This window comes from Nocardia puris (assembly GCF_036051655.1).
Taxonomy (GTDB): Bacteria; Actinomycetota; Actinomycetes; order Mycobacteriales; family Mycobacteriaceae; genus Nocardia; species Nocardia puris.
This window is the reverse complement of sequence record NZ_CP107943.1, coordinates 4,436,130-4,457,600: the sequence shown is the minus strand read 5'-3', so window position 1 is coordinate 4,457,600 and position 21,471 is coordinate 4,436,130. Positions and strand designations below refer to the sequence as shown.

General features: G+C 70.9%; 18 protein-coding genes. 9 read left to right on the top strand and 9 right to left on the bottom strand.

Annotated features, from left to right (window positions below; genetic code table 11):
• Positions 1–7: 7 nt before the first annotated feature.
• Positions 8–490, top strand: coding sequence for a hypothetical protein (locus OHB21_RS20560; protein ID WP_067511602.1), 483 nt, complete (start codon positions 8–10; stop codon positions 488–490).
• Positions 491–533: 43 nt separating this feature from the next.
• Here OHB21_RS20560 and OHB21_RS20555 read toward each other — a convergent pair whose 3' ends face one another.
• Complete coding sequence (locus OHB21_RS20555) at positions 534–1,757, bottom strand: RtcB family protein (RefSeq protein WP_195125787.1); 1,224 nt, start codon at positions 1,755–1,757, stop codon at positions 534–536.
• A gap of 115 nt (positions 1,758–1,872) precedes the next feature.
• On the opposite strand from OHB21_RS20555, the gene OHB21_RS20550 reads away from it, so the two are divergent.
• On the top strand, positions 1,873–3,981 hold the full coding sequence (locus tag OHB21_RS20550; RefSeq protein ID WP_113975250.1) for a RecQ family ATP-dependent DNA helicase: 2,109 nt from the start codon (positions 1,873–1,875) through the stop codon (positions 3,979–3,981).
• Positions 3,982–4,054: 73 nt separating this feature from the next.
• Complete coding sequence (gene ligD, locus OHB21_RS20545; RefSeq protein WP_067511597.1) at positions 4,055–5,011, top strand: non-homologous end-joining DNA ligase; 957 nt, start codon at positions 4,055–4,057, stop codon at positions 5,009–5,011.
• A gap of 139 nt (positions 5,012–5,150) precedes the next feature.
• On the opposite strand, the gene OHB21_RS20540 is transcribed toward ligD, so the two are convergent.
• A complete protein-coding gene (locus OHB21_RS20540) occupies positions 5,151–6,047 on the bottom strand; it encodes a D-isomer specific 2-hydroxyacid dehydrogenase family protein (RefSeq protein ID WP_067511676.1) in 897 nt (298 codons plus the stop codon).
• Positions 6,048–6,467: 420 nt separating this feature from the next.
• Between OHB21_RS20540 and OHB21_RS20535 the strand changes: the two genes are divergently transcribed.
• From OHB21_RS20535 to OHB21_RS20520, 4 genes are all read left to right on the top strand, one after another.
• Positions 6,468–7,370, top strand: coding sequence for an SDR family NAD(P)-dependent oxidoreductase (locus OHB21_RS20535; RefSeq protein ID WP_067511596.1), 903 nt, complete (start codon positions 6,468–6,470; stop codon positions 7,368–7,370).
• 10 nt (positions 7,371–7,380) lie between these two features.
• Entirely contained in the window at positions 7,381–8,301 is a 921-nt protein-coding gene (locus OHB21_RS20530) for a ferritin family protein (protein ID WP_067511674.1), read from the top strand.
• Between the two features lie 11 nt (positions 8,302–8,312).
• A complete protein-coding gene (locus OHB21_RS20525) occupies positions 8,313–9,797 on the top strand; it encodes a flavin-containing monooxygenase (RefSeq protein ID WP_067511593.1) in 1,485 nt (494 codons plus the stop codon).
• A gap of 68 nt (positions 9,798–9,865) precedes the next feature.
• Complete coding sequence (locus OHB21_RS20520) at positions 9,866–10,639, top strand: MerR family transcriptional regulator (RefSeq protein ID WP_232331841.1); 774 nt, start codon at positions 9,866–9,868, stop codon at positions 10,637–10,639.
• Between the two features lie 5 nt (positions 10,640–10,644).
• Here the strand turns inward: OHB21_RS20520 and OHB21_RS20515 are convergent, their stop codons facing one another.
• On the bottom strand, positions 10,645–11,379 hold the full coding sequence (locus OHB21_RS20515) for an ABC transporter permease (protein WP_232331840.1): 735 nt from the start codon (positions 11,377–11,379) through the stop codon (positions 10,645–10,647).
• A 190-nt stretch (positions 11,380–11,569) separates the two neighbouring features.
• Entirely contained in the window at positions 11,570–12,850 is a 1,281-nt protein-coding gene (locus OHB21_RS20510; RefSeq protein WP_067511589.1) for a glycosyltransferase, read from the bottom strand.
• Positions 12,851–12,915: 65 nt separating this feature from the next.
• On the opposite strand from OHB21_RS20510, the gene OHB21_RS20505 reads away from it, so the two are divergent.
• Together OHB21_RS20505 and OHB21_RS20500 are read left to right on the top strand one after the other, a co-directional pair.
• Positions 12,916–15,543 (top strand): cytochrome P450, encoded by a 2,628-nt coding sequence (locus OHB21_RS20505; RefSeq protein WP_195125789.1) that lies wholly within the window; start codon positions 12,916–12,918, stop codon positions 15,541–15,543.
• Positions 15,544–15,643: 100 nt separating this feature from the next.
• The gene (locus OHB21_RS20500) at positions 15,644–16,738 is read left to right on the top strand and encodes a methyltransferase (protein WP_067511668.1); all 1,095 of its coding nucleotides are present in this window, start codon (positions 15,644–15,646) and stop codon (positions 16,736–16,738) included.
• A 10-nt stretch (positions 16,739–16,748) separates the two neighbouring features.
• On the opposite strand, the gene OHB21_RS20495 is transcribed toward OHB21_RS20500, so the two are convergent.
• Genes OHB21_RS20495 through OHB21_RS20475 form a run of 5 tightly spaced genes read right to left on the bottom strand, consistent with a single transcriptional unit; the run spans position 16,749 to position 21,277 of the window.
• The gene (locus OHB21_RS20495; protein ID WP_067511586.1) at positions 16,749–17,678 is read right to left on the bottom strand and encodes a UbiA prenyltransferase family protein; all 930 of its coding nucleotides are present in this window, start codon (positions 17,676–17,678) and stop codon (positions 16,749–16,751) included.
• A complete protein-coding gene (locus OHB21_RS20490; protein ID WP_067511584.1) occupies positions 17,675–18,289 on the bottom strand; it encodes a nitroreductase family protein in 615 nt (204 codons plus the stop codon). The genes OHB21_RS20495 and OHB21_RS20490 overlap by 4 nt, the downstream gene beginning before the upstream one ends.
• The gene (locus OHB21_RS20485; protein WP_232331839.1) at positions 18,286–19,272 is read right to left on the bottom strand and encodes a ScbA/BarX family gamma-butyrolactone biosynthesis protein; all 987 of its coding nucleotides are present in this window, start codon (positions 19,270–19,272) and stop codon (positions 18,286–18,288) included. The genes OHB21_RS20490 and OHB21_RS20485 overlap by 4 nt, the downstream gene beginning before the upstream one ends.
• Positions 19,269–20,189, bottom strand: a complete 921-nt coding sequence (locus OHB21_RS20480; protein WP_195125791.1) for a nucleoside-diphosphate kinase — start codon at positions 20,187–20,189, stop codon at positions 19,269–19,271. The genes OHB21_RS20485 and OHB21_RS20480 overlap by 4 nt, the downstream gene beginning before the upstream one ends.
• The gene (locus tag OHB21_RS20475; RefSeq protein WP_067511579.1) at positions 20,186–21,277 is read right to left on the bottom strand and encodes an SDR family oxidoreductase; all 1,092 of its coding nucleotides are present in this window, start codon (positions 21,275–21,277) and stop codon (positions 20,186–20,188) included. The genes OHB21_RS20480 and OHB21_RS20475 overlap by 4 nt, the downstream gene beginning before the upstream one ends.
• Positions 21,278–21,471 lie beyond the last annotated feature (194 nt).

The window sequence follows — 21,471 nt, the reverse complement described above, 5'->3', positions numbered from 1 at the left end:
GCGAACGATGTCCTACCAGTACCAGCCGCCCCCGGACTGGACGCCGCCCGGCGCGCAGTTCCGCTCGGGCGGCACCCTGGGCCGCACCGCGATCGGTGTGCTGATCGGACTGGTGGTCACGCCGATCGGTCTCGCGCTCGCCGCGCACGGCGCCGCCACCACCCGCCAGTGGGTGATCATGGGCGACGCCGCGAACCGCTGGGGCTCCACCTTCCAGATCATCGCGGGCGCGGCGCTGCTGCTGTTGGTGGCGGCGCTCGCGGCGTATTCGCCCGCGGGCACGATCCTCGCGGGCATGGTGTGGGGGATCTTCCCGGGGATCGTCTACTTCCTGTTCCCCGACGACACGTTCCGCCTCATCGACGACCTCCCGCTGTTGTCCGACGAGACCCGGCTCGCCGTGCACGCGTGGGTGATCAACGGCAGCGTGTTCCTCGCGGGCGTGCTGCTGGTGGGCGCGGGGGTCGCGGCCACGTTGCGCAGGCGCTGATCGCGGCGCGGCGGTCGAACGGACCGCCGCGCCGTGCTCGGGTTCACCCCTTCACGCACAGCACCTGACGCAAGGTGGCGACGACGTCGACCAGGTCGCGCTGCGCCTCGATGACCTCGTCGATGTCCTTGTACGCGGCCGGGATCTCGTCCACCACGCCGGCGTCCTTGCGGGACTCGACGCCCTCGGTCTGGGCGACGAGATCGGCGACGGTGAACTGCTTCTTGGCCTTGGTGCGGCTCATCCGGCGGCCCGCGCCGTGCGACGCGGACTGGAACGAGGCCGGATTTCCCTTGCCCCGCACCACGTACGAGCGCGTGCCCATCGACCCGGGGATCAGCGCGAGGTCGCCCTCGCCCGCCCGGACCGCGCCCTTGCGGGTGATGAGCATAGGCATGCCGTCCACCATCTCCTCCGCCACATAGTTGTGGTGGCAGGAGATCGGCGTCTCGAAAAGCACCTCGCGCCCGGCGAATTCGTCACGCACCGCCCGGCACACCAGCGAGAGCATCACCGCGCGGTTGCGCGCGGCGTACTCCTGCGCCCAGGTGAGGTCGCGGCGGTAGGCGTCCATTTCCGGTGTGCCGGAGAGGAACACGGCCAGATCACGGTCGGGCAGGTCGCGGTTGTGCGGCAGGGTCCGCGCGACGGCCATGTGCCGCTCGGCGAGTTCCTTGCCGATATTGCGGCTGCCCGAGTGCAGCAGGATCCACACGCGCTCGTGCTCGTCCAGGCACACCTCGATGAAGTGGTTACCCCCGCCGAGGGACCCCATCTGCTTGTGCGCCTTGCTCTCCAGCGCCCCCACGCCGGGGTCCAGGTCACCGAAGGCGCCCCAGAAGCGGTCCCAGCCGCGCGCCTTCCGCGCCGCGTCCCCGTGCGAGCCCGCGAACTCCGCACCAAGCCGCGCGACGTTCACCGCCTCCTTGTGCGCCTGGAACCCGACCGGCACCGCGGCCTCGATGCGGGCACGCAGCCCGCGCAGATCGTCGGGCAGGTCGGCGGCGGTGAGGTCGGTGCGCACGCTCTCCATCCCGCAGCCGATGTCGACGCCGACCGCGGCCGGGGCGACGGCGTCGCGCATGGCGATGACCGAGCCGACCGTCGCGCCCTTGCCGAGGTGCACGTCGGGCATGACGCGCACCCCGTACACCCATTCCAGTTGCGCGATGTTTCGCAGCTGCCGCACGGCGGCGGGCTCGATCTCGTGCTCGTGGGCCCACAGGAGCGTCTGCGCCTTGGTGCCGCGCAGCTCGACGGGAAACATCGGACTCACCTTTCGTGGATTACTCGACTCCTCTCACCGTAAAGAGCCGTTGACCGGGGCGCACTCGAATTACGCCGCGACCGCACTGCGCGGACTGTCGGTGGGGTGGGGCACCATGGAGCGCGTGACCACCGCCGCGATCGACCTCGCCGCGCCCGACCTTCGCGATCGGGCCGAGGAACTGCTGCGTGACCTGGCCGGGCCCGGCGCCCGGCTCCGCGAGGACCAGTGGACGGCCATCGAGGCGCTGGCCGTGCACCGCCGCCGCGCGCTGGTCGTGCAGCGCACCGGGTGGGGCAAGTCGGCCGTGTACTTCATCGCCGCCAAGCTGCTGCGCCGCGCCGGGCGCGGGCCCACGGTGATCGTGTCGCCGCTGCTGGCGCTGATGCGCAACCAGGTGGCCGCCGCCGAGCGCGCGGGCGTGGTCGCGGCGACGATCAACTCCGGCAATGTCACCGAATGGGACGAGATCCACGAGCGGGTGGCGCGCGGCGAGGTCGACGTGCTGCTGGTGAGCCCGGAACGGTTGAACAACCCCGACTTTCGCGATCAGGTGCTGCCGAAGCTGGCGGCCGACGCCGGACTGGTCGTGGTGGACGAAGCGCACTGCGTATCGGACTGGGGGCACGATTTCCGCCCCGACTACCGCCGCATCCGCACCCTCATCGCCGATCTCGGCGCCGACGTGCCGGTGCTGGCCACCACCGCCACCGCGAACGACCGGGTGGTCACCGACGTCGCCACCCAGATCGGCACCGACACCCTGGTGCTGCGCGGCACCCTGGACCGCGAGTCGCTGCACCTGTCGGTGGTCCGGTTCGACGACGCGGTGCAGCGCACCGCCTGGCTGAGCGAACACCTGCACCGGCTGCCCGGCTCGGGCATCGTCTACACGCTCACCGTCGCCGCCGCGCACGACCTGGCCGACGTGCTGTCCACGCACGGGCACCGCGTCGCCGCCTACACCGGACAGACCGATCCGGCCGAGCGGGAGGCGCTGGAGGCGGCGCTGCTCGGCAACGAGGTGAAGGCGCTGATCGCCACCTCCGCGCTCGGCATGGGATTCGACAAGCCGGATCTCGGGTTCGTCGTGCACGTGGGCGCGCCGTCCTCCCCGATCGCCTACTACCAGCAGGTGGGTCGCGCGGGGCGCGGGACCGATCGCGCCGAAGTGATCCTGCTGCCCGGTCCGGAGGACACGCGGATCTGGACCTACTTCGCCTCGGTGGCCTTCCCGCGCGAGCACATCGTGCGCACGGTGCTGGCCGAGCTGGACGCCGAGCGGCCGCTGTCGACGGCGGCGCTGGAACCGCTGGTGGAACTGAACCGCTCGCGCCTGGAGATGGTGCTGAAGGTACTGGACGTGGACGGCGCGGTGCGGCGGGTGCGCGGCGGCTGGATCTCCACCGGACAGCCGTGGGTGTACGACACCGAACGCTACGAGCGCTTGGCGGCGGCCCGCGAGGTGGAACAGCAGGCGATGCTGGATTACCAAACCACCTCCGGCTGCCGGATGACGTTCCTGCGCGCCCAGCTCGACGACCCTGGACTCGCGGGCGCCCCCGACTGCGGGCGCTGCGACAACTGCACCGGCACACGTCCGGATGTCAGCGTCGCGGCCGACGCGGTGGCCGCGACTCGCGCCCGGCTGGACCGTCCCGGTCTGGACCTCGCACCCCGCAAGCAGTGGCCGACCGGAATGGCGAAACTGGGAATTCCGTTGTCCGGCAAGATCACCGAGGGCGCGGAGACCGGGCGGGCGCTCGGACGGCTCACCGACCTCGGCTGGGGTCAACGGCTGCGCGCGCTGTTGGACGCCCCCGACGATCCGGTGCCCGACGCCGTGTTCGACGCGTGCATCGCGGTGCTGCGCGAATGGGATTGGGAACGCAGGCCGACGTCGGTGATGGCGCTGGCGCCACCGCGCCATCCGGTGCTCACCGCCACGCTGGCCGCGCGCCTGGCCGAGGTGGGCCGCCTGCGGGATCTCGGCACGCTGCCGGTGCGGCCCGACCGGCCGCCGGTGTCGGCCGCCAACTCGGCGCACCGCGTCGCCGGGCTGCACGACTCGTGGGAGGTGCCCGACCTGTCCGGCCTCGACGGTCCGGTCCTGCTGGTCGACGCCCTCACCGACACCGGGTGGACCCTCACCCTCGCCGCCCACGCCCTGCGCCGCGCGGGGGCCCCGGCCGTCCTCCCCTTCGCCCTGGCCACGGTGAGCTGAGCGGGCGGGCCGGCGCCGCGACCCGCTGGGGCGATGGTCGGCGGGAGTCGCCCACGCCGGGTTAGGGTCGGGTGTGGCCAGCAAGTCGGTGGGGGACGCCGTCGAACTCGACGTCGGGGAACGGCGGGTCCGGGTGTCGAGCCCGGACCGGGTGTACTTCCCCGACCTCGGGCTCACCAAGCTCGACCTGGTGCAGTACTACCTGAGCGTCGGCGACGGGATCGTCAACGCGCTGCGGGACCGGCCCTGCATGCTGCACCGGTTCCCGAAAGGGTTGCCGGGCGGCAAGGTGCACCAGAAGCGGCTGCCCGCCGGTGCGCCGGACTGGATTCCGACGGTGCGCGTGTACTTCCCGCGCTACGGCCGCCACGCCGACGAACTGTGCGTGCGCGAACTCGCGGACGTCGTATGGGCCGTGCAGATGTCCACCGTGGAGTTCCATCCGTGGAACTCGCGGCGCGCCGACACCGAACGCCCCGACGAATGGCGTATCGACCTGGACCCGATGCCCGATTGCCCGTGGTCGCGAGTGCAGCGGGTGGCGGGGGTCGTGCGCGAGGTGCTGGACGAACTCGGGGCCGTCGGATGGCCGAAGACCTCCGGCGGCAAAGGTCTGCACGTGTACGTCCGAATCGCACCGGAGTGGGGCTTCACCGAAGTACGCCGCGCCGCATTGGCTTTCGCGCACGAGGTCGAGCGCCGCGCCCCCGACGACGTCACCACGACCTGGTGGCGAAAAGACCGCGATCCGAAGCTGCTTTTCGTCGACTACAACCAGAACGCCCGCGACCACACCATCGCCGCCGCCTACTCGGTGCGCGGCAATGCGCAGGCCACGGTCTCCGCTCCCGTCGGCTGGGACGAGATCCCCGATATCGATCCGCGCGACTTCACCGTCCGCACCGTGCCCGCCCGCTACGCCGAACTGGGCGACCTGCACGCCGGGATCGACGACGCCGTGTTCCGCATCGAGGAACTGCTCGCCTGGGCCGACCGCGACCAGCTCGAGGACCCGCCCGACGAGGAGTAGATCCTCACTCGGACTCCGGCCGGAGAGAACCGTGCTTCAGATCGTCGCCCGGCAAAGCCGAGGAGGAACCGATCCCGGACTGTCTCGGTGAGGACGACAACGCGGCGATCCGAGCCGCAGAGGGACACAGAGCCCGTGCTCAGTACCCCCGCTGCGGATCGATCGGAGCGAGGAGTTCGCGCCCCGCCACGAACCGGACGACGTTCGCCGCCACGTGGTCGGCGAAGGCCGCGAACCGCAACTGCGGCGGATTCGAATCATGCGGCGTCACAATGGCGTTCGGCAGCACCCAGAGCGGGTGGCCGTCGGGCAGCGGTTCCGGGTCGGTCACGTCGAGCCCCGCGCCGCCGATCGCGCCGGAGGCCAGCGCCGAGACCAGGGCGTCGGTGTGGATCAGGCTGCCGCGCGCCACGTTGATCACCCAGGACGAGGGCTTGAGGCGGGCCAGCACGTCGGCGTCGATCAGGTGCCGGGTGTCGGGCGTGGCGGGCGCGGCGACCACCACGTGGTCGGTGCGCTGCCACACCTTGCCCAGTTGATCGGCGGGCACCGTCTCCACGTCGTCGGGGATGCCGGGCCCGGTGACCGGGCGGCCGGAGCGGTTCACCGCGACGACGTGCGCGCCCAGCGGCGTGAGCATCGGAATGAGCGCGCGGCCGATGCCGCCCGCGCCGACGATGGTGACGGTCTTGCCGCGCAGCGTGCCGACGTGCGGGAAAAAATCCTGCTGACGCCAACTGCCCGCGCGCAGGTGCTCGGGGAGGTAACGCACGCCGGCGAGCAGCATCATCAGGGCGTGTTCGGCGACGCTGGCGGAGAAAGCGCCCGCGGCGGAGGTGAACCGGACCTGCGGATGGCGCGCGATGATCCCGGCGTTGAACCAGTCCTCGACGCCGGCGGCGGGCAGCTGGACCCATTCGACGGAGTCGGGCAGTTGTTCCGGGAATTCGCCGGGGCCGCCGTTCCAGATCAGCGCCCGCGCGCCGGCCAGCTCGCTGAGCACCGCACCGCCCTCGGCGACGGCCTTCGCGAGCATGGTCGGCACGGGTGTGGTGGGGCCGATCGCCACGGGAACCGCCGTCTCGCTCACCCGCGAACCTCCTTCGGACGTACCGGCCGCGGCCCACCGCGGACCGCACGCTTCGCCTCCGCGACGGTAGCACCACGCGGCCCGAACGGCCGTCTACCAGCCGCGACCACCCCGAGACGCGGCTGCAACAAATGAGCCATTGACAACTGGCACATTGAAGGATGATTCTGAATGACATGACAGGGTCAACGACGACCTCGGTCCCCCGCGTTCCGGCCGCACCCCGTGTGCGCTCCGGGACAACGGCCGCCGAGCACCGACGGCGGTCGCGCCCGCGCGTCGCCGAATCCGACACCCGGCCCGTGGTGAGCCACGTAGCGGCCGATTCCCACGCGCACAGTCGCGATCAGAAGTGGGTGAGCTGACATGTTCGGACTGGAGAACCTGATCCCCCTGAGCCTGCGCAACCGGCGCAGCCACCACGCCCGCGCCGTCGTGACGGGCGCGGGCAGCGGCATCGGGCGGGCGTTCGCCCTCGAAATCGCCGCGCGCGGTGGACGAGTCGTGTGCGCCGACATCGATGAGGCGCGCGCCGACGAGACGGTCGCGCTCATCGAACGCGCCCATCCCGGCGCGGCCCACGCGTTCCGCTGCGACGTGTCGCGCCGGGAGGACGTGGAGGTGCTGGCCCGGTTCGCCGAGACCGTCTTCGACGCTCCCGTCTCGCTCGTGATCAATAACGCGGGCGTGGGCATCGGCGGAAAACACGTGGGCGACATAGGTTTCGCCGACTGGGAGTGGGCGCTCGGGATCAACCTGTGGGGCGTGGTGCACGGCTGCGAGATCTTCACGCCGCTGCTGCGCGCCGGCGGTGGCGGCGGCATCGTGAACGTGGCCTCGGCCGCCGGCTTCGCCGCGGCGCCCTCCATGGCGGTGTACAACACGTCCAAGGCGGCGGTGCTCTCGCTGTCGGAGACCATGTCCGCCGAACTCTCCGGCACCGGGATCGCGGTCACCGTGCTGTGCCCGACCTTCGTCAAGACCAACGTCGCGCGCGACGGGCGCATCACCGACGGCTCGCAGCGGCTGGCCGAAACCCTCATGCGCTGGACCGGTTTCACGCCCGAGCGGGTCGCGCGCACCACCCTCGACGCCAACGATCGCGGCCGCCTCTACGTGCTGCCGCAGCTGGACGCGCACCTCGTCTGGCGGCTCAAGCGCTACTTCCCCACCCAGTACACCCAGGTGCTCGGCCTGCTGGACCGGCTGCTGCCGCAGGACGCCCCGAGCACCGACCGCCCCGCGGTCACCGACCGGACAGGAGTCTGAGATGGCCGGCATCACTATGGATTTCGACGACATGCTGCGCAAGATCAAGGATCGCCAGTGGGCGCTGGCCGATATCGACTGGGACGCACCGGGAGCCGAGACCATCTCCCCCGAATTGCACGCCAAACTCAAGCCTTTCATGGCCGACCTGATGTGGATCGAGAACGTGGGCGCGCGCGGGTTCGCGGCGATGGCCAAGAAGGCGCCCACCGAGACGCTGCGCGAGATCTACCGGTACTTCCACGCCGAGGAGCAGAAACACGCCAACGCCGAACTGGCGCTCATGCGGCGCTGGGGCATGCTCGACGGTGACGAGATCCCGCAGCCGAACGTGAACGTCAAGCTCGTGATCGACTTCCTGGACAAGTACTCCGACGACATGTCGCTGTCGTTCCTGGGCACGGTGATCCCGATGCTGGAGGTGGCGCTGGACGGGGCGCTGGTCAAGTTCATCATGGACGAGATCGAGGACCCGGTGTGCCAGGAGGCGTTCCGGCGCATCAACGCCGACGAATCCCGCCATCTGGCCGTCGATTTCGCGGTCATGGACCTGCTGGGCCACGCGGAGATGCGCAAGCTGCTGATCGAGTTGGTGGGCGGCTGGGTCAAGCCCACGTTCCTGATCGGCGTGCTCAGCTACGTGCCGCTGCTGAACAAGATGCGCGACAACATCGTCGAGATGGGCGTGGACGAGCAGAAGCTCTACACCGCGCTCAAGCGCTACGCCAATGTCGGGGAGCGCAGCCGGTTCGCGCGCAGGCTGCCGATGTATCAGATCGTGAAGATGCACGGCGGCTGGGTGATCAACCGCGGTCATCCCTACCACCTGCTGGCCGACGCGCTGGTGAAGATCACCGGGCACCTGCCGAACGCGGTGTTGCGCCGGGATCCGTCCTGGGCCAAGGAAATCACCTACGATCCGGCAGCCTGAGAGGTAGGCGCATGAACATCCTCGACGTGGCCGTGATCGGTGGCGGGTTCGCAGGTCTGGGCACCGCGATCCGCCTGAAACAGCGCGGTATCGACAATTTCGTCATCCTGGAGCGCGACACCGCCCTCGGTGGCACCTGGCGCGACAACACGTATCCCGGTGCGGCATGCGACATTCCGTCGCGGCTGTACTCCTACAGTTTCGCGCCGAATCCGGACTGGTCGCGCACGTACTCGGGCAGCGCCGAGATCCTCGCCTACATCGAGGACATGGTGCGGCGATTCGGGCTGGCCCCGCACGTGCGCTACGGGTACGAGGTCACCGGCCTGGCGTTCGACGAGGACGCGGGCCGGTGGGAGGTGTCGATCGCCGGGCGCGCACCGCTGTTCGCGCGCACGGTGGTGCTGGCCTCGGGCCCGCTGTCCAACGCGAGCCTGCCCGATATCCGAGGCATCGAGACCTTCGAGGGACACAAGATCCACAGTGCCCGGTGGGACCACGACTACGACTTCACCGGCAAGCGCGTCGCGGTGGTCGGCACGGGAGCGAGCGCCGTGCAGATCGTGCCCGAGCTCGTCCGGAAAGCGGCCTCGGTCAAGGTCTTCCAGCGCACGCCGGGGTGGGTGCTGCCGCGCGTGAACCGGCGCACCGGGCCGCTGGCCAAACAGCTCTACCGGCACGTGCCCGGCGCCGAATCGCTGGCCCGCGGCGCCTGGTTCTACGGGCACGAGTCGGTGGCGCTGGGCGTGGTGTGGAACACACCGCTCACCAGGGTGGTCGAGCTGGTCGGGAAGGCGCAGCTGCGCAGGCAGGTGCGCGACCCGTGGCTGCGCCGCCAGCTCACGCCCGATTTCCGGGCCGGCTGCAAGCGACTGCTGATGACCGACGATTTCTACCCGGCGTTGCAGCGGCCGAACTGCAAGCTCATCACCTGGCCGATCGCGCGGATCGCACCGCGGGGCATCCGCACGGCCGAAGGCATTGAGCACCAAGTGGATTGCATCGTCTTCGCGACCGGGTTCGACGTCTCCAAGGCGGGGACGCCGGTCCCGATCACCGGGCGCGGCGGACGGGTGCTGGCCGAGGAGTGGTCGCGCGGGGCGTACGCGTACAAGAGCGTGGCGGTGTCGGGGTACCCGAATCTGTTCGTCACGTTCGGGCCGAATTCCGGGCCGGGGCACAATTCGGCGCTGGTGTACATGGAAGCGCAGATCGACTACCTGGTCGAGGCGATCGGCACCATTCTGGCGCGGGATCTGCGCCTGCTCGACGTGCGCCGCGAGGTGCAGGATCGCTACAACGCGTCCCTGCAGCGCAGGCTGGCCGCCACCACGTGGAATTCCGGCTGCCGCAGCTGGTACCTCACCGACGAGGGGTTCAACGCCACCATGTTCCCCGGTTTCGCGACGCAGTACGTGCACCAGTTGCGCAGGCTCCGGCTGGCGGACTACGAAGCGATCCCCGCCGGGGCCCGGTCCGAGGTGGGGGTCGGGTAGGGGCCGGGCGCGGCTCCGGCACGGCGCCGCGCCCGCATCGCTAGACTCGTTCCCTCCAGGAACGTGACGTGAGGAAGGTGACCGCGGTGCCGGAGTACCGGATCGACGATCTGGCCCGTGCGGCCGGCACCACCACTCGCAACGTGCGCGCCTATCAGGAGCGCGGCCTGCTGCCGCCGCCGATCGGCAAGGACGGGCGCGCCAGCCTGTACGGTGACCGGCACCTGGAACGGCTGCGGCTCATCGACGCGCTGCTCCAGCGCGGCTTCACCACCGCGCACATCGCCGATTTCATCACCAGCTGGGAGACCGGCAAGGACATCACCGAAGTGCTGGGGCTCGAGCGCGCGGTCACCACGCCGTGGTCGCACGCCGAGACCTTCGAGGTCTCGCGGGAGCTGATCGACTCGTTCCTCGGGCCCGAATCCGCCGATCTGGTGGAGCGGCTGACCAGGCTGAAGCTCGCCGAGCTGGACGGTGAGACGGTGGTGTTCACCGACACCCAGCTGCTGGCCGCGTTCGCCGAACTGCACGAGTACGGCATCGAGTTGCGCACGCTCATCGAGATCTACGCCGGAGTGGCCGAGCGGATCGACGAGATCACCCAGATCATGATCAGCGCCGCCAAGCAGCACATCGTGGACGAGCACGGTCCCGGCTGGCTGCCGGAGACCAACGCCGAGATCACCGAGACCACCACGATGCTCACCAAGATGCGCGGGCTGGCCACGGCCTCGGTGCACTCGACGCTGGCGCGGTCGCTCGACCTCACCCTGCGCCGCGAACTGGCCGACTACATCGCCATCGCCGCCGAACGGTCGGACAGCCGCAAGGACTCGTAGACGGTTCAGCGCCGCGCGTAAAGGATTGCGGCGCAGATGTATCCGGCTACAGTCAGGCCGCAGCACCAGAGCACCGCGGCGACCACCTGTCCGCCAGGGCCGATGTCGAGGTACCCGCGGATCGCGCCGACGACCGGCGTGGCGGGCTGACGGTCGGCGAACGGGTGCAGCCACCCGGGCATGGTGTGCACCGGGACGAACGCGCTGCTGATGTAGGGGATGAACATCACCGCGTACGTGAAACCGCCCGCGGCTTCGGGTGATCGGGCGAGCAGGCCCAGCGCGAGGGCGATCCACGTGACGGCGTGGGCGAACAGCACCAGCACACCCAGCGCCGCCAGCCACGCGAGAACGCCCGCGCCCGTGCGGAATCCGAGCGCGAACGCCACCGCGAACACCACGCCACCGGCCGCGAGATTGCGGAGCGTCCCCTCGGCCGCGTGCCCGGCGAGCAGCGCCTGACGGAAGCAGGGCAGCGTGCGGAAGCGCTCGACCGCGCCCGAGCGCACATCCGTCGCGACCGCTGTCGCGGTGATCGAGGCGCCGAAACCCGTGCACAGCAACAGGATTCCGGGAATCACGTAGTCGAGGTAGGGCATGCCGACCTCGATCGCGCCGCCGAACACGTAGACGAACAGCAGCATGATCAGGATCGGCAGCAGCAGCGAGATGACGAGCGTGTCGCGCCCGCGGATCGTTCGGCGCGCGGCGCGCCGGAACATGACCGCGGAGTCGGTCACCGCCGCCACCGCGCGGTTCATGCGTCGCGGAGGACCGCTCGGGGGTGCGCGGCCCGCGGCACCCGTGCGGTGCCGCGACACGGCTCGTCCGAGCCGAGCCCCGGCTCGGAGCCGACGGCACGTTGACCGCCGGTCCGGGCTTCCCGGCCGCACGCGGACCCGCGTGATCGCCTCGCGCGAGCCGCGTCGCTCATTCGGCCGCCCGCTCGACGATGTCGGCGGTGCGCTGGGTGGCGTCCGCGTTCGAATGCAGCTCCGCCGACAGCGTTTTCGCACGCTGCGCGGTCTCGGGAGCCAGCAGCGTGCGCACGCCCTCGGCGAGGCGGTCGGCGTTCAGCTTCTGGAACGGCAGGTGCGCGCCGACGCCGAGGCGCTCGACCTGACCACCCCACATCGGCTGATCGAACGACACCGAGCACACCAGCGTCGGCAGGCCGGCGCGCAGGCTCTCGAACGTGGTGCCGATGCCCCCGTGGTGCACGGCCGCCGCGCACAGCGGGAACACGATGTCGTGCGCGAGCGGGCCGACCACCCGCACCGACGCACCGGTTTCGGCGTTCGCGGCGTCCAGATCGCTCCAGCCCGCGCTCACCAGACCGCGCCTGCCCAGGCGCGCGCACACCTGCTCGACGATGGCCAGCACGGCGTGGGTGTCGCGAATCGGCATGCTGCCGAAGCCGAAATACACCGGCGGCTCGCCCTCGCCGATCCAGGCGAGCACCTCGCCGTGGTCGACGGCCAGCTCGCCGATGGCTTCGCGCGCGGACCGCTCCAGCGGCAGGAAGCCGACCAGCGGCCTGCGCTCGCCCCACTCCTCGGCCAGGCCGGGTACCAGCGCGCGGTCGTAGATCTGCACCTCGGGCACACCGCGCTTGCCGAGCACCGCCGCCGGGCTCGCCGCCGACTTGGGCAGACCGAGTTCGCCGCGCAACTGGTTGAGATAGCGCAGGAACACCACGCGGCGCAGGTTCTCGCCGATCGACCAGGTGGCGCGGTTCACCCAGCCCGGTGGGCGCCAGTGCGGCGGCAGCGTGCCGGGGAAAGGGTACGCGCTGTTCTTGCGGCCGGGGAAGCCGTGCATGGTCACCTGCGGCACGCCCATGGCCTCGGCCACCGACATGGCCCGGTCCTCGGTGAGCAGCGTGGAGACGATCACGTCGGCGTCGCGGCACACCTCGATGACCTCGCGGTTCATCCGGGCGGCGTACTCGGCCATCTGCTTGCCGACCAGCTGCATGAGCCGGAAGCTGCTGCCCGCGGCCAGCGCCCGCTGTCCCTCGTCGGAGGAGTAGAGCTGCTGCACGTCCGGGCCGCAGGGCAGGGCGGTGAGACCGGTGCGGGTGGTGAAGTCGACCAGGTTGGGCGGCGCGCCGACGACCACGTCGTGGCCGCGGCGGCGCAGTTCGAGGCCGAGCGCCACCGCGGGCTGCACATCGCCCCTGGTGCCGGTCAGCGGGATCGCCACCCTCATGCCGCCCCATTCCGCTCGGCGCGTTCTTCCCTCATCGGTCCTCCTGCGTCCGTACGGTGGTGACCATGCACGTTGCGCTGTTCACCGATTTCCACCCGACCACCGTCGGCGGGATCCAGACATCGGTGAACGCCCTGCGGCGGGGCCTGGAACGGGCCGGTCACCAGGTCACGATCTTCGCCGCGCCCACGCGCGAATCTACCGAATACGACCCCGACCTCGTGGTCCTTTCCGCACTCGCGGGCGTTTCGGTGAACGGATTCGCCGCCGTGCTGCCCACCGCCGAGAACAACAAGCGCATCGACGCCGCGTTCGCGGTGCGCGGACCGGTCGACGTGGTGCATCTGCACACCACCTACGGCGTGGCCGTCGCGGGATTGCGGGCCGCGCGCAGGCACGGAATTCCCGTGGTGCAGACCGTGCACAGCCGCGACGACGCGTTCATCCAGCACACCTCCCCCACCCCGTACCTGTCGGCGCTCACCATGCGCGCCCTGCACGGCCGTTTCGTCCCGCACGGCGACCCGCTGCCGCCGCTGCCGGAATCCCGTGCGGCCCATCATGCTTGGCGCACGATGGTCGGTCACGCGCGCAACGCCGACCACGTCGTGGTGCCCACCGAGCACTTCGCCCGCCGCTTCCGCGACCACGGACTGGAGCGCCCGATCACGGTGATCTCCAACGGAATCGACGACGACCTGCTGGACGCGGCGCGCGCGGCGGTGGATTCGGGCGTGGCCGGGTCACCCGCGCAGGTCGCGAATTCCCTGGCCGCCGAGGATCTCACAACGCGAGTAACTACCGGGTCCGACATTGAGCGCACATCCCTGCGTGTCGTGTGGTGCGCGCGGCTGTCCGCCGAGAAGCGGTTGCTCGAGGCGATCGAGGCCGTGCGGCTGGCGCCGGAGTGCACGCTCGACATCTATGGGAGCGGCGATCAGGAGGGGGCCGCGCGGGAGGCCGTCACGGCGGCGGGGATCGAGGAGCGGGTGCGGCTGCACGGGGCGGTGCCGCAGGGCGAGTGCCTGGCGGCGATGGCGCGCCACGATGTGCTGCTGTTCCCGTCGATGGGGTTCGACACGCAAGGGATGGCGCTGCTGGAAGCGGTCGCGATGGGCTTGCCGGTGGTCTACTGCGACCCCGACATGGACGAGACCGTGCCGAAGGGCGGTGGGGCACGCACGGCCGACCCGTCGCCCAGCGCAATCGCGCGGACCCTGCGGGAGCTGGCCGCCGACCCGTCGCGGCTGGAGTCGATGCGGTACGCGCTGGCCGGGCACACCGATTCCACCCGCCAGTCCACGCTCACCGGCGCGATGGTCGCGGTCTATGAGTCCGTGGCGAAAGAGGTTTCCGTTCAGCGCCTTTCGGACGTGCCGACCGCCCCGGGAGGGCTCCCGCTGCTCGGGCACAGCCTGGTCGCGCTGCGCGGCGGGCTCGATTTCGTCACCTCGCTCACCGACCTCGGCCCGATCGTGCGCATCTACCTCGGCCCGCGACCGGCCTACGTGCTCACCACGCCGGAGCTGATCCGCGAGGTCGGCTTCGGCACGGCCGGCGCGTTCCACCGCGAGGAGATGCGCGAGGCCGTGCACGACGTGCTGCGCGGCGCGTCCAACGTGCTCAGCGGCACACCCCACGAACTGCGCCGCCGCATGATCGCGCCCGCGCTGCGACAGCGCAGGCTCGCCGAATACGCCACCGTCGCCGCCGGACTCGCCGACGAGTGGGCGCGCTCGCTGCCCGCCGACCGCCCGCTGAACCTGGTGGCGGAAGCGCACCGGCTGGTGCTCGACGTCATCACCGCCACGCTGTTCACCGCCGATTTCGGCGCCGACGCCAAAAGTGAAGTGCGCCAGAATATTCCGTGGCTGCTGAGCCACGTGGTGCAGCGGGCCGCGCTGCCGCCGCCGGTGCGCAGGATGCGCGTGGTGGCCAATCACCGGTTCAAGACCAAGGCCGCCGCGCTGCGCCGCGAGATCGGCGCCGTGGTGGCCGAATACCGGCGTGCCGACCGGGATTTCCACGATGTGCTCTCCGCGCTGGTGCGCCACACCGACGACGAGACGGGCGCGACGCTGTCCGACGAGGAGATCGTGGACGAGCTGATCCTCATGCTGGCGGCCGGCGTCGGCTCGACCGCCTCGATCATGGCGTGGGTGTGGCACGAGGCCGCGCGCGATCCCGGGATCGGCGACGAGCTGCGGCGCGAGCTCGACGACTTCGTGGGTCGCGAACCGGTGCGGCCCGAGCACGTCACCTCGCTGCCCTACCTGCGGAGCGTGGTGCTGGAGACGCTGCGGTTCTGGGGGCCGTGGGTGAGCACGCAGACCGCCGACGGACCGGTCACGCTCGGCGGCGTCACCCTGCCCGACGGGGCGATGGTGGTGTACAGCCCGTACCTCGTGCACCACACCGAGCGCTACTACCCGGCGCCGGAGACCTTCGACCCGGACCGGTGGTTCCCCGGACGGGTCGAGGAGATCGACAAGAAGGCGATCCTGCCGTTCGGCGTCGGCGCCCGGCACTGCCCCGGCAACACCTTCGCGATCCTCACCGTCACGCTGGCCACGGCGGCGCTGTTCGCCCGCTGGCGGGTCGACCCCGACCCCGGGCACACGGTGCGCGCGAACACCACGGACTTCGTGCCCTCCCCCGACCGGCTGCCGGTGACGCTGCGCCCGCGCTGGTGAAGACCATAGGCACTTCACCTGCGGTTTCCCTCTTCTCGTGGGCACGCGGCGGTAGGCTCGACCCGGCGTGTGCCGACCACCCGAGGGAATGGAATCCGTCATGGCCCCAGGACGCAACACGATGCCACCGCTGCCGCTGGTGCGGGCGGTCGAGCGGTTCCGGGCGGGACTGGTCTTCCTGCACCGCAAGCTCGTGCCGAGCGAGATCGCGGTGCTGGAGATGATGACCGCGGGCTGGCTGGCCCAGGCCATCGCCGCGGCCGCCGAACTGCGCATCGCCGACGAACTCGCCAAGGGGCCCCGCTCCGCCGCCGATCTGGCGACCGCCGTCGGCGCCGATGAGGACGCGTTGCGGCGCCTGCTGCGGCTGCTGATCAGTCACGGCTTCTTCGCCGAGGACCGCGACGGCCGCTACCGGCTCAACAAGACCGCCCAGGTGCTGCGCGGCGACTCGCCCGTGACGCTGCGGGACATGGCGCTGTTCGTCGGATCGAAGCTGCACCGGGAACGCTGGTCGCAGCTCACCGACGCGGTGCGCACCGGACGCCCGATCGCCTCGGGCGGCGCCGAGTTCTTCGAACTCGCGCAGACCGATCGCGAAGTGGGCGAATTGTTCGACAGGGCGATGGCCAGCGTCAACAGCATCGGCCGCGAAGCCCTGCTCAACGCCTACGATTTCAGCCGCTACGGGGTGATCGTGGATGTCGGCGGCGGCACCGGAATGCTGCTCTCCGAGATCCTGCGCCGCACCCCGGGTGCGCGAGGCGTCCTGCTCGATCTGCCGCAGGTGGTGGCCGACGTGCCCGACCGGCTCGCGGAAGACGGCCTCGCGCAGCGGTGCGAGGTGGTGGGCGGCTCGTTCTTCGAGTCGGTGCCCGAGGGTGGTGACGCCTACATCCTCCAGCACATCGTGCACGACTGGCCGGAGGCCGATCTCGCGCGCATTCTCGGGGCCGTGCGCGCGGCGATGAAGTCCCACTCCCGGCTGCTGCTCATCGAGATCGTGCTGCCCGAACACGATCGGCCCCACCCCGGCAAGTACATCGACCTCGAGATGCTGGTGAACGTCGGCGGGCGGGAGCGCACGGTGGCGGAGTACCGGGACCTGCTGGCGCGCAACGGTTTCACGCTGGAACAGGTGGTCCCCACCGTATCGCCGGAGAATATCCTGGTCGCGCGCCAGGCCGACGGGTAGTCCGCCGTTGTCAGGTGGGGGTGAGCACCACCGCTTGCGCGATCAGCGTGAGATACAGGGCGAACACGAAGCCCACGGCGGGCAGGATCGGGTAGTCCGGCTTCGTCCCGCGCCGGAACGCGACCGCGCCCGCCACCGGAATCACCAACAGCGCCAGGGGAATCCACGCGAGCGCGGCCTCCGCTCCGGTGTAGCCCCACGACCGCACCAGCAGGATGTCCACCACCGAGGCCAGCGCGGCGAACACGACGATCGCGACGGTGCCGCCCGTCACCCCGAGGGCATTCGAGTACAGGTGCTCCCCCGCGCGGTGCTCACGAGAGGTCTTGCGGGCGAACTCGAATTGCAGGAACGCGCCCGCGAACAGCACCGCCACGGCGAACAGGCGCGGCGTCGCCGACACCTCACCCGTGTCGATCGCCGAGACGAGCACATACGCCGTGAGCACCAGCTGCACCGGGTAGGTGACCAGCAGGTTGAGCAGGATGCCCTCGCGCACCGCCACCGACCGCCGCTCCACGGCCCACAGGAACAGCCCGTAGCCCAGCGTGGCGGCCATCGCCAGCGCCGAGCCCACCGACAACGCCAGGCTCGCGCCGACGGTGACGACCGCGATCACGGCCATGGCCGCCCGCAACTCCCCCGCGCTCACCGCGCCGGTCACCAGCGGCCGGTCGGGATTGTGGATGCGGTCGTACTCCAGGTCCTTCTGCTCGTCCACCATGCGCAGGTACAGCAGCACCGCGGCGACGACGGCGATCCGCACCACCGTCGCCCAGCCGGGCCGCCACGCCGTATCCGGTTGCGACACAAGGGCGGCCGTGCCCTCCACCGCCAGCACCCAGACGATGCCGTAGAGCAGGTAGTGCGGTTTGTACATGACGGCGGTGAACCGCCAGACGCGCGCGATCGATGCGAGCGCGCCGGGGGCATCGCTCACGCGTTCCACCGATCCCAATAGGTGACCTCGTCGGCTGGCGCGCGGCGCGGCGCGGGCGACGCGGACCCCGGGCGCAGGTGCGCCACCGGCAGCAGCGCCACCTGGGTGACCTCGTCGAACGGGATCGACAGCAGGTCGGCGATCTCGCGCTCGTAGACCAGGTGGGCGGTGGTCATGGTGGCGCCCATGCCCCGATCATGCAGGGCGAGAAGGAAATTCCACACCGCCGGATAGATCGAGCCGTAGAAACTGGCCAGGCGGTGGGCGTTGCCGTCGGCGGGCGGGCGGCCCAGCGAGCAGACCAGGACCAGCGCGGGCACCTCGTGCAGATGGTCGGCGAGGTAGCGGCCGGACTCCAGGTCACCGAGTTGGTCCGGGCGCGGCGTGCGCGCGGAGAGGTAGGCGGAGAACGCCTTTCGATAGTACTCGGCGATGGCCTGACGGGTGTCGGCGTCCTGGACGATCACGAAGCGCCACGGCTGCCGGTTGGTGCCGCTCGGCGCGTGCACCGCGATGTCCAGGCATTCCAATAGATCTCGGCGCGCCACCGGGCGGGTCAGATCCAGCCGCTTGCGGAACGCGCGCGTGGTGCGCAGCAGTTCGGAACTCATGCGCCGTCCACGATCGGTTCGGCGTCCAGCGCGTCCCCGGCGAACTCGACGTCGACGCGCGCCGCCACGGCCCCCGCCTGCCGGATCTCGCCGCGCACCACAGCGGTGCCCGCACCGGATTCGATGATCTCGCCGACGCATTCGGCCGGCAGATCCAGTTCCACGAATCGCTCGAAGGTGCTGGCCACGCTCACCGGGCGCGGCAGCTCCGGCAGCACCAGGCTCAGCCCGATCTGCCGGCACGCCTCGATGAGCAGGCTGCCGGGCACATGGTCGAGCTGGTGGTCGAACAGGAACGGGTGCGACAGGTCCGAGACCAGGTCGGCACGCGCGATATCGCCGTCGCGTTCGGGCGGGCCGATCACCACGTTGCGTTTGCTGCCCCGGCCCACCGACGCCGCGTCGGCCCGCTCCCCGATCGGCGCCGCACCGCGGAAAGGCCCGAGCCCCAAGCTCTTCCGGAATCCGTCGCGCAGGGCGGTCCAGTGGCTCGCGGTGGTCCAGGAGAACGACCCGTCGACGGTGAACATCGGTTCGCCGTCCGCGAAGATCTCCAGCACCATATCCAGGCCGTGCAGCACGTCGCCGCGCCGGTGATGATTCGGCGCCCGCACCCGCATCACCAGATCGCTCGGCGCCACACCGGTTTCCCAGGCGCGGGTGTCGGCGCCGGTGCCGTTGAAGGTGCGCACCACGAACGCGCGGTCGGTGGGCACGCCGTAGAACTCGTGGGTGAGCGCGATGGCCGCCTGCCGCGCCGCCTCCATCACCAGCAGCGGATCATGGCGCAGCCCTTGGGATCCCGCGTGATCGCCGTAGTAGGCGTGCATGCGCGGCAGCTGGGCGCCGACCAGGAAGGAATCCGGGCCGAGGGTGTCGAGGGAGGTGACGAACACCTCCGACACGGCGCACCGGTGCGCCAGCTGCCGTGGGATGGTGCTGATGTGCGTCGCCGCCTTCTCGGCGGCCGCGTGTGTCGTCACGATCGTCCCTCCATCCATTCTCGGGCGGTGACGGGCGGCAGGGTCTGCGACTGCGTTCCGACCCGCATCGGCAGCACGTAGGAACCGAGCACCAGCGTCGACCACGGATCCGGGCGCACCCCGGCCGCCCACGCCGCGTACAGCAGATCCGCGCCGTCGCCCTCGGCGGCGATACCGGCCCTGGCCAGGTCGTCCCGGACGACGCGCAGCGCCTCCTCGCGCTCGAAACTGCGGGCGGGCACGGTGCCGTACAGGTTGGCGGCGGCCGCGGCGGCGTCGGCGGAGCGGTCCGCGCCCGCCAGCGCCTCGGCCAGCACCTCGGCCCTGGTGTCCTCGTCGAAATAGATCGCCAGCTCGCGCAGGACGTCGGCGGGATCGTCGGGCGTGTGCACCAGGTTCAGCAGGAAGTTGTGGCGGCCCAGCGCGTAGCGCAGTTCGCCGGGCTTGCGGCGGCGCGGATCGGTGGGGCCCTTCGCCTCGGTGAGCCGGATCGGCACGGGCAGTTCGCCGTCGGGGGCGCGCACCACCAGAACCAGCACGTCGGAGATGCCGACCAGCAGGTCCGCCAACCGCCTGCGCTCGCGGGAGGCGATGTTCCAGGCGAAATACCACAGCGCGCGCACCAGGTGCGGGTTCACCGTCAGGCGACGCGCGGCGACGACGCGGAAACCGTTGGCGGGCAACCACTCCAGCGTCGGTTCTACGGAGCGGGCAACGATGGCGTCGGGCTTGAGCAGCAGCAGGGAGTGCCGGCGGGCGAAGGCGACCGGGTCGATCTCGAGGCGCTCGAGCTGTTCGGCGGTTTCCCGCACGTAGGTGTCGCCGACGTAGGCCGTGACCTTGTCCGGAGAGGGCGTGAGCCGGGTGAGGACGGCGCGCAGGCGGTCCTCGACGGTGTGCTGCGGTGCGGTGGTCATCGGCCGCTCCCGTCGAATCCGTTGGCGGCCAGGATCGCTTCGATCGAGGGCAGCGGAACCCCCAGGTAGCCGGACTCCAGGCAGTGGTCCAGCAGCAGCCGCAGGTAGTCCTTGCCGGTCGCGGGTGAGGGTCTGCCGAGCAGGATCTCCGCGCGGGTGGTCTCGAAGTCGAGGCGGCGCCGGAAGTACGTGGTGTACAGGGATCCGATGCGGCGGTAGTACTCCCGCTCCACCGGCTCGAGATCGTCTTCGGCGAAGGAGGATTCGGGGACGAACGTGGCCACCTCGAACGAGGGGTACTCGGCCAGCACGTCGGAGACGTCGCGCAGGGAGAGCGTGTCGCGGCCCAGGGCGTGCAGGGTGCGGCCGTGCGCGGAGTCGAAATCCAGCGCGGCGGCGGCGATCACGTCGGCCACGTGATCCACCGGGGCCAGCGAGAGGGTCGCGTCGTAGCGGCCGGGCAAAGTGCGCAGTTTGCCCTCGACCATCAGTTTCACGACGGTGTAGAGGTTCTTGTAGTCGCGGATCTCGCCGCCGCCGGTCGCGCCGGTGACGATGCCGGGGCGCACCACCGCCCACTGCAAGCCCCGCTCCCCCGCCTCTCGCACCAGCTGTTCGGCGCGGAACTTGCTGCGCTCGTAGCCGTTTCCGAAGGTCTGCCCCGCCTCGAGCTCGTCCTCGGTGACGGTGCCGCCGCGCATCCCGCACACGTAGGCGGTGCTCACGTGCACCAGCGGCACGTCCCAGCGCAGCGCGAGGTCGATGGCGTGGCGCGCGCCCCGCACGTTGAGTTCGTCGTAGACGGCCTCGGTGGCGTCGAACGCGGTGGTGGCCGCGCAATGCACCACCAGCCCGACCCGTTCGGCGAGATCGGCCTCGTCGCGCGCGGAGAGCCCCAAACCCGGGCGCCGGATGTCGCCCGCGACGGGCATGCCCGCCTCCAGCAGCGTGCCGTCATTGCGCACGATGTCGGCCGCGCTGTGCAGCACCGCCGCCACCGGCCTGCTCGCCGCCGACAGCCGCGCCACCACCTCGGCACCGACCAGTCCGGTCGCGCCGGTCACCAGGACTGTTTCGCGATCGCTCATGCCTGCCCCTCCCCGACGTAGTAGGCCGCGCTGCGCCGCACGGTCCGGACGGCTCGGGCGGGGCGGGATTCGGCGGTCGCGCGCGGACCGGACGCCGGTCGGGTGGTCGCTCCGGCGGCAGTCCCGCCGCACGCCGACATTGCGCCTTGGGTCCGAGGTGCGCTCCGCCTCAGCTCGGTCAACCGGTGCGCGGG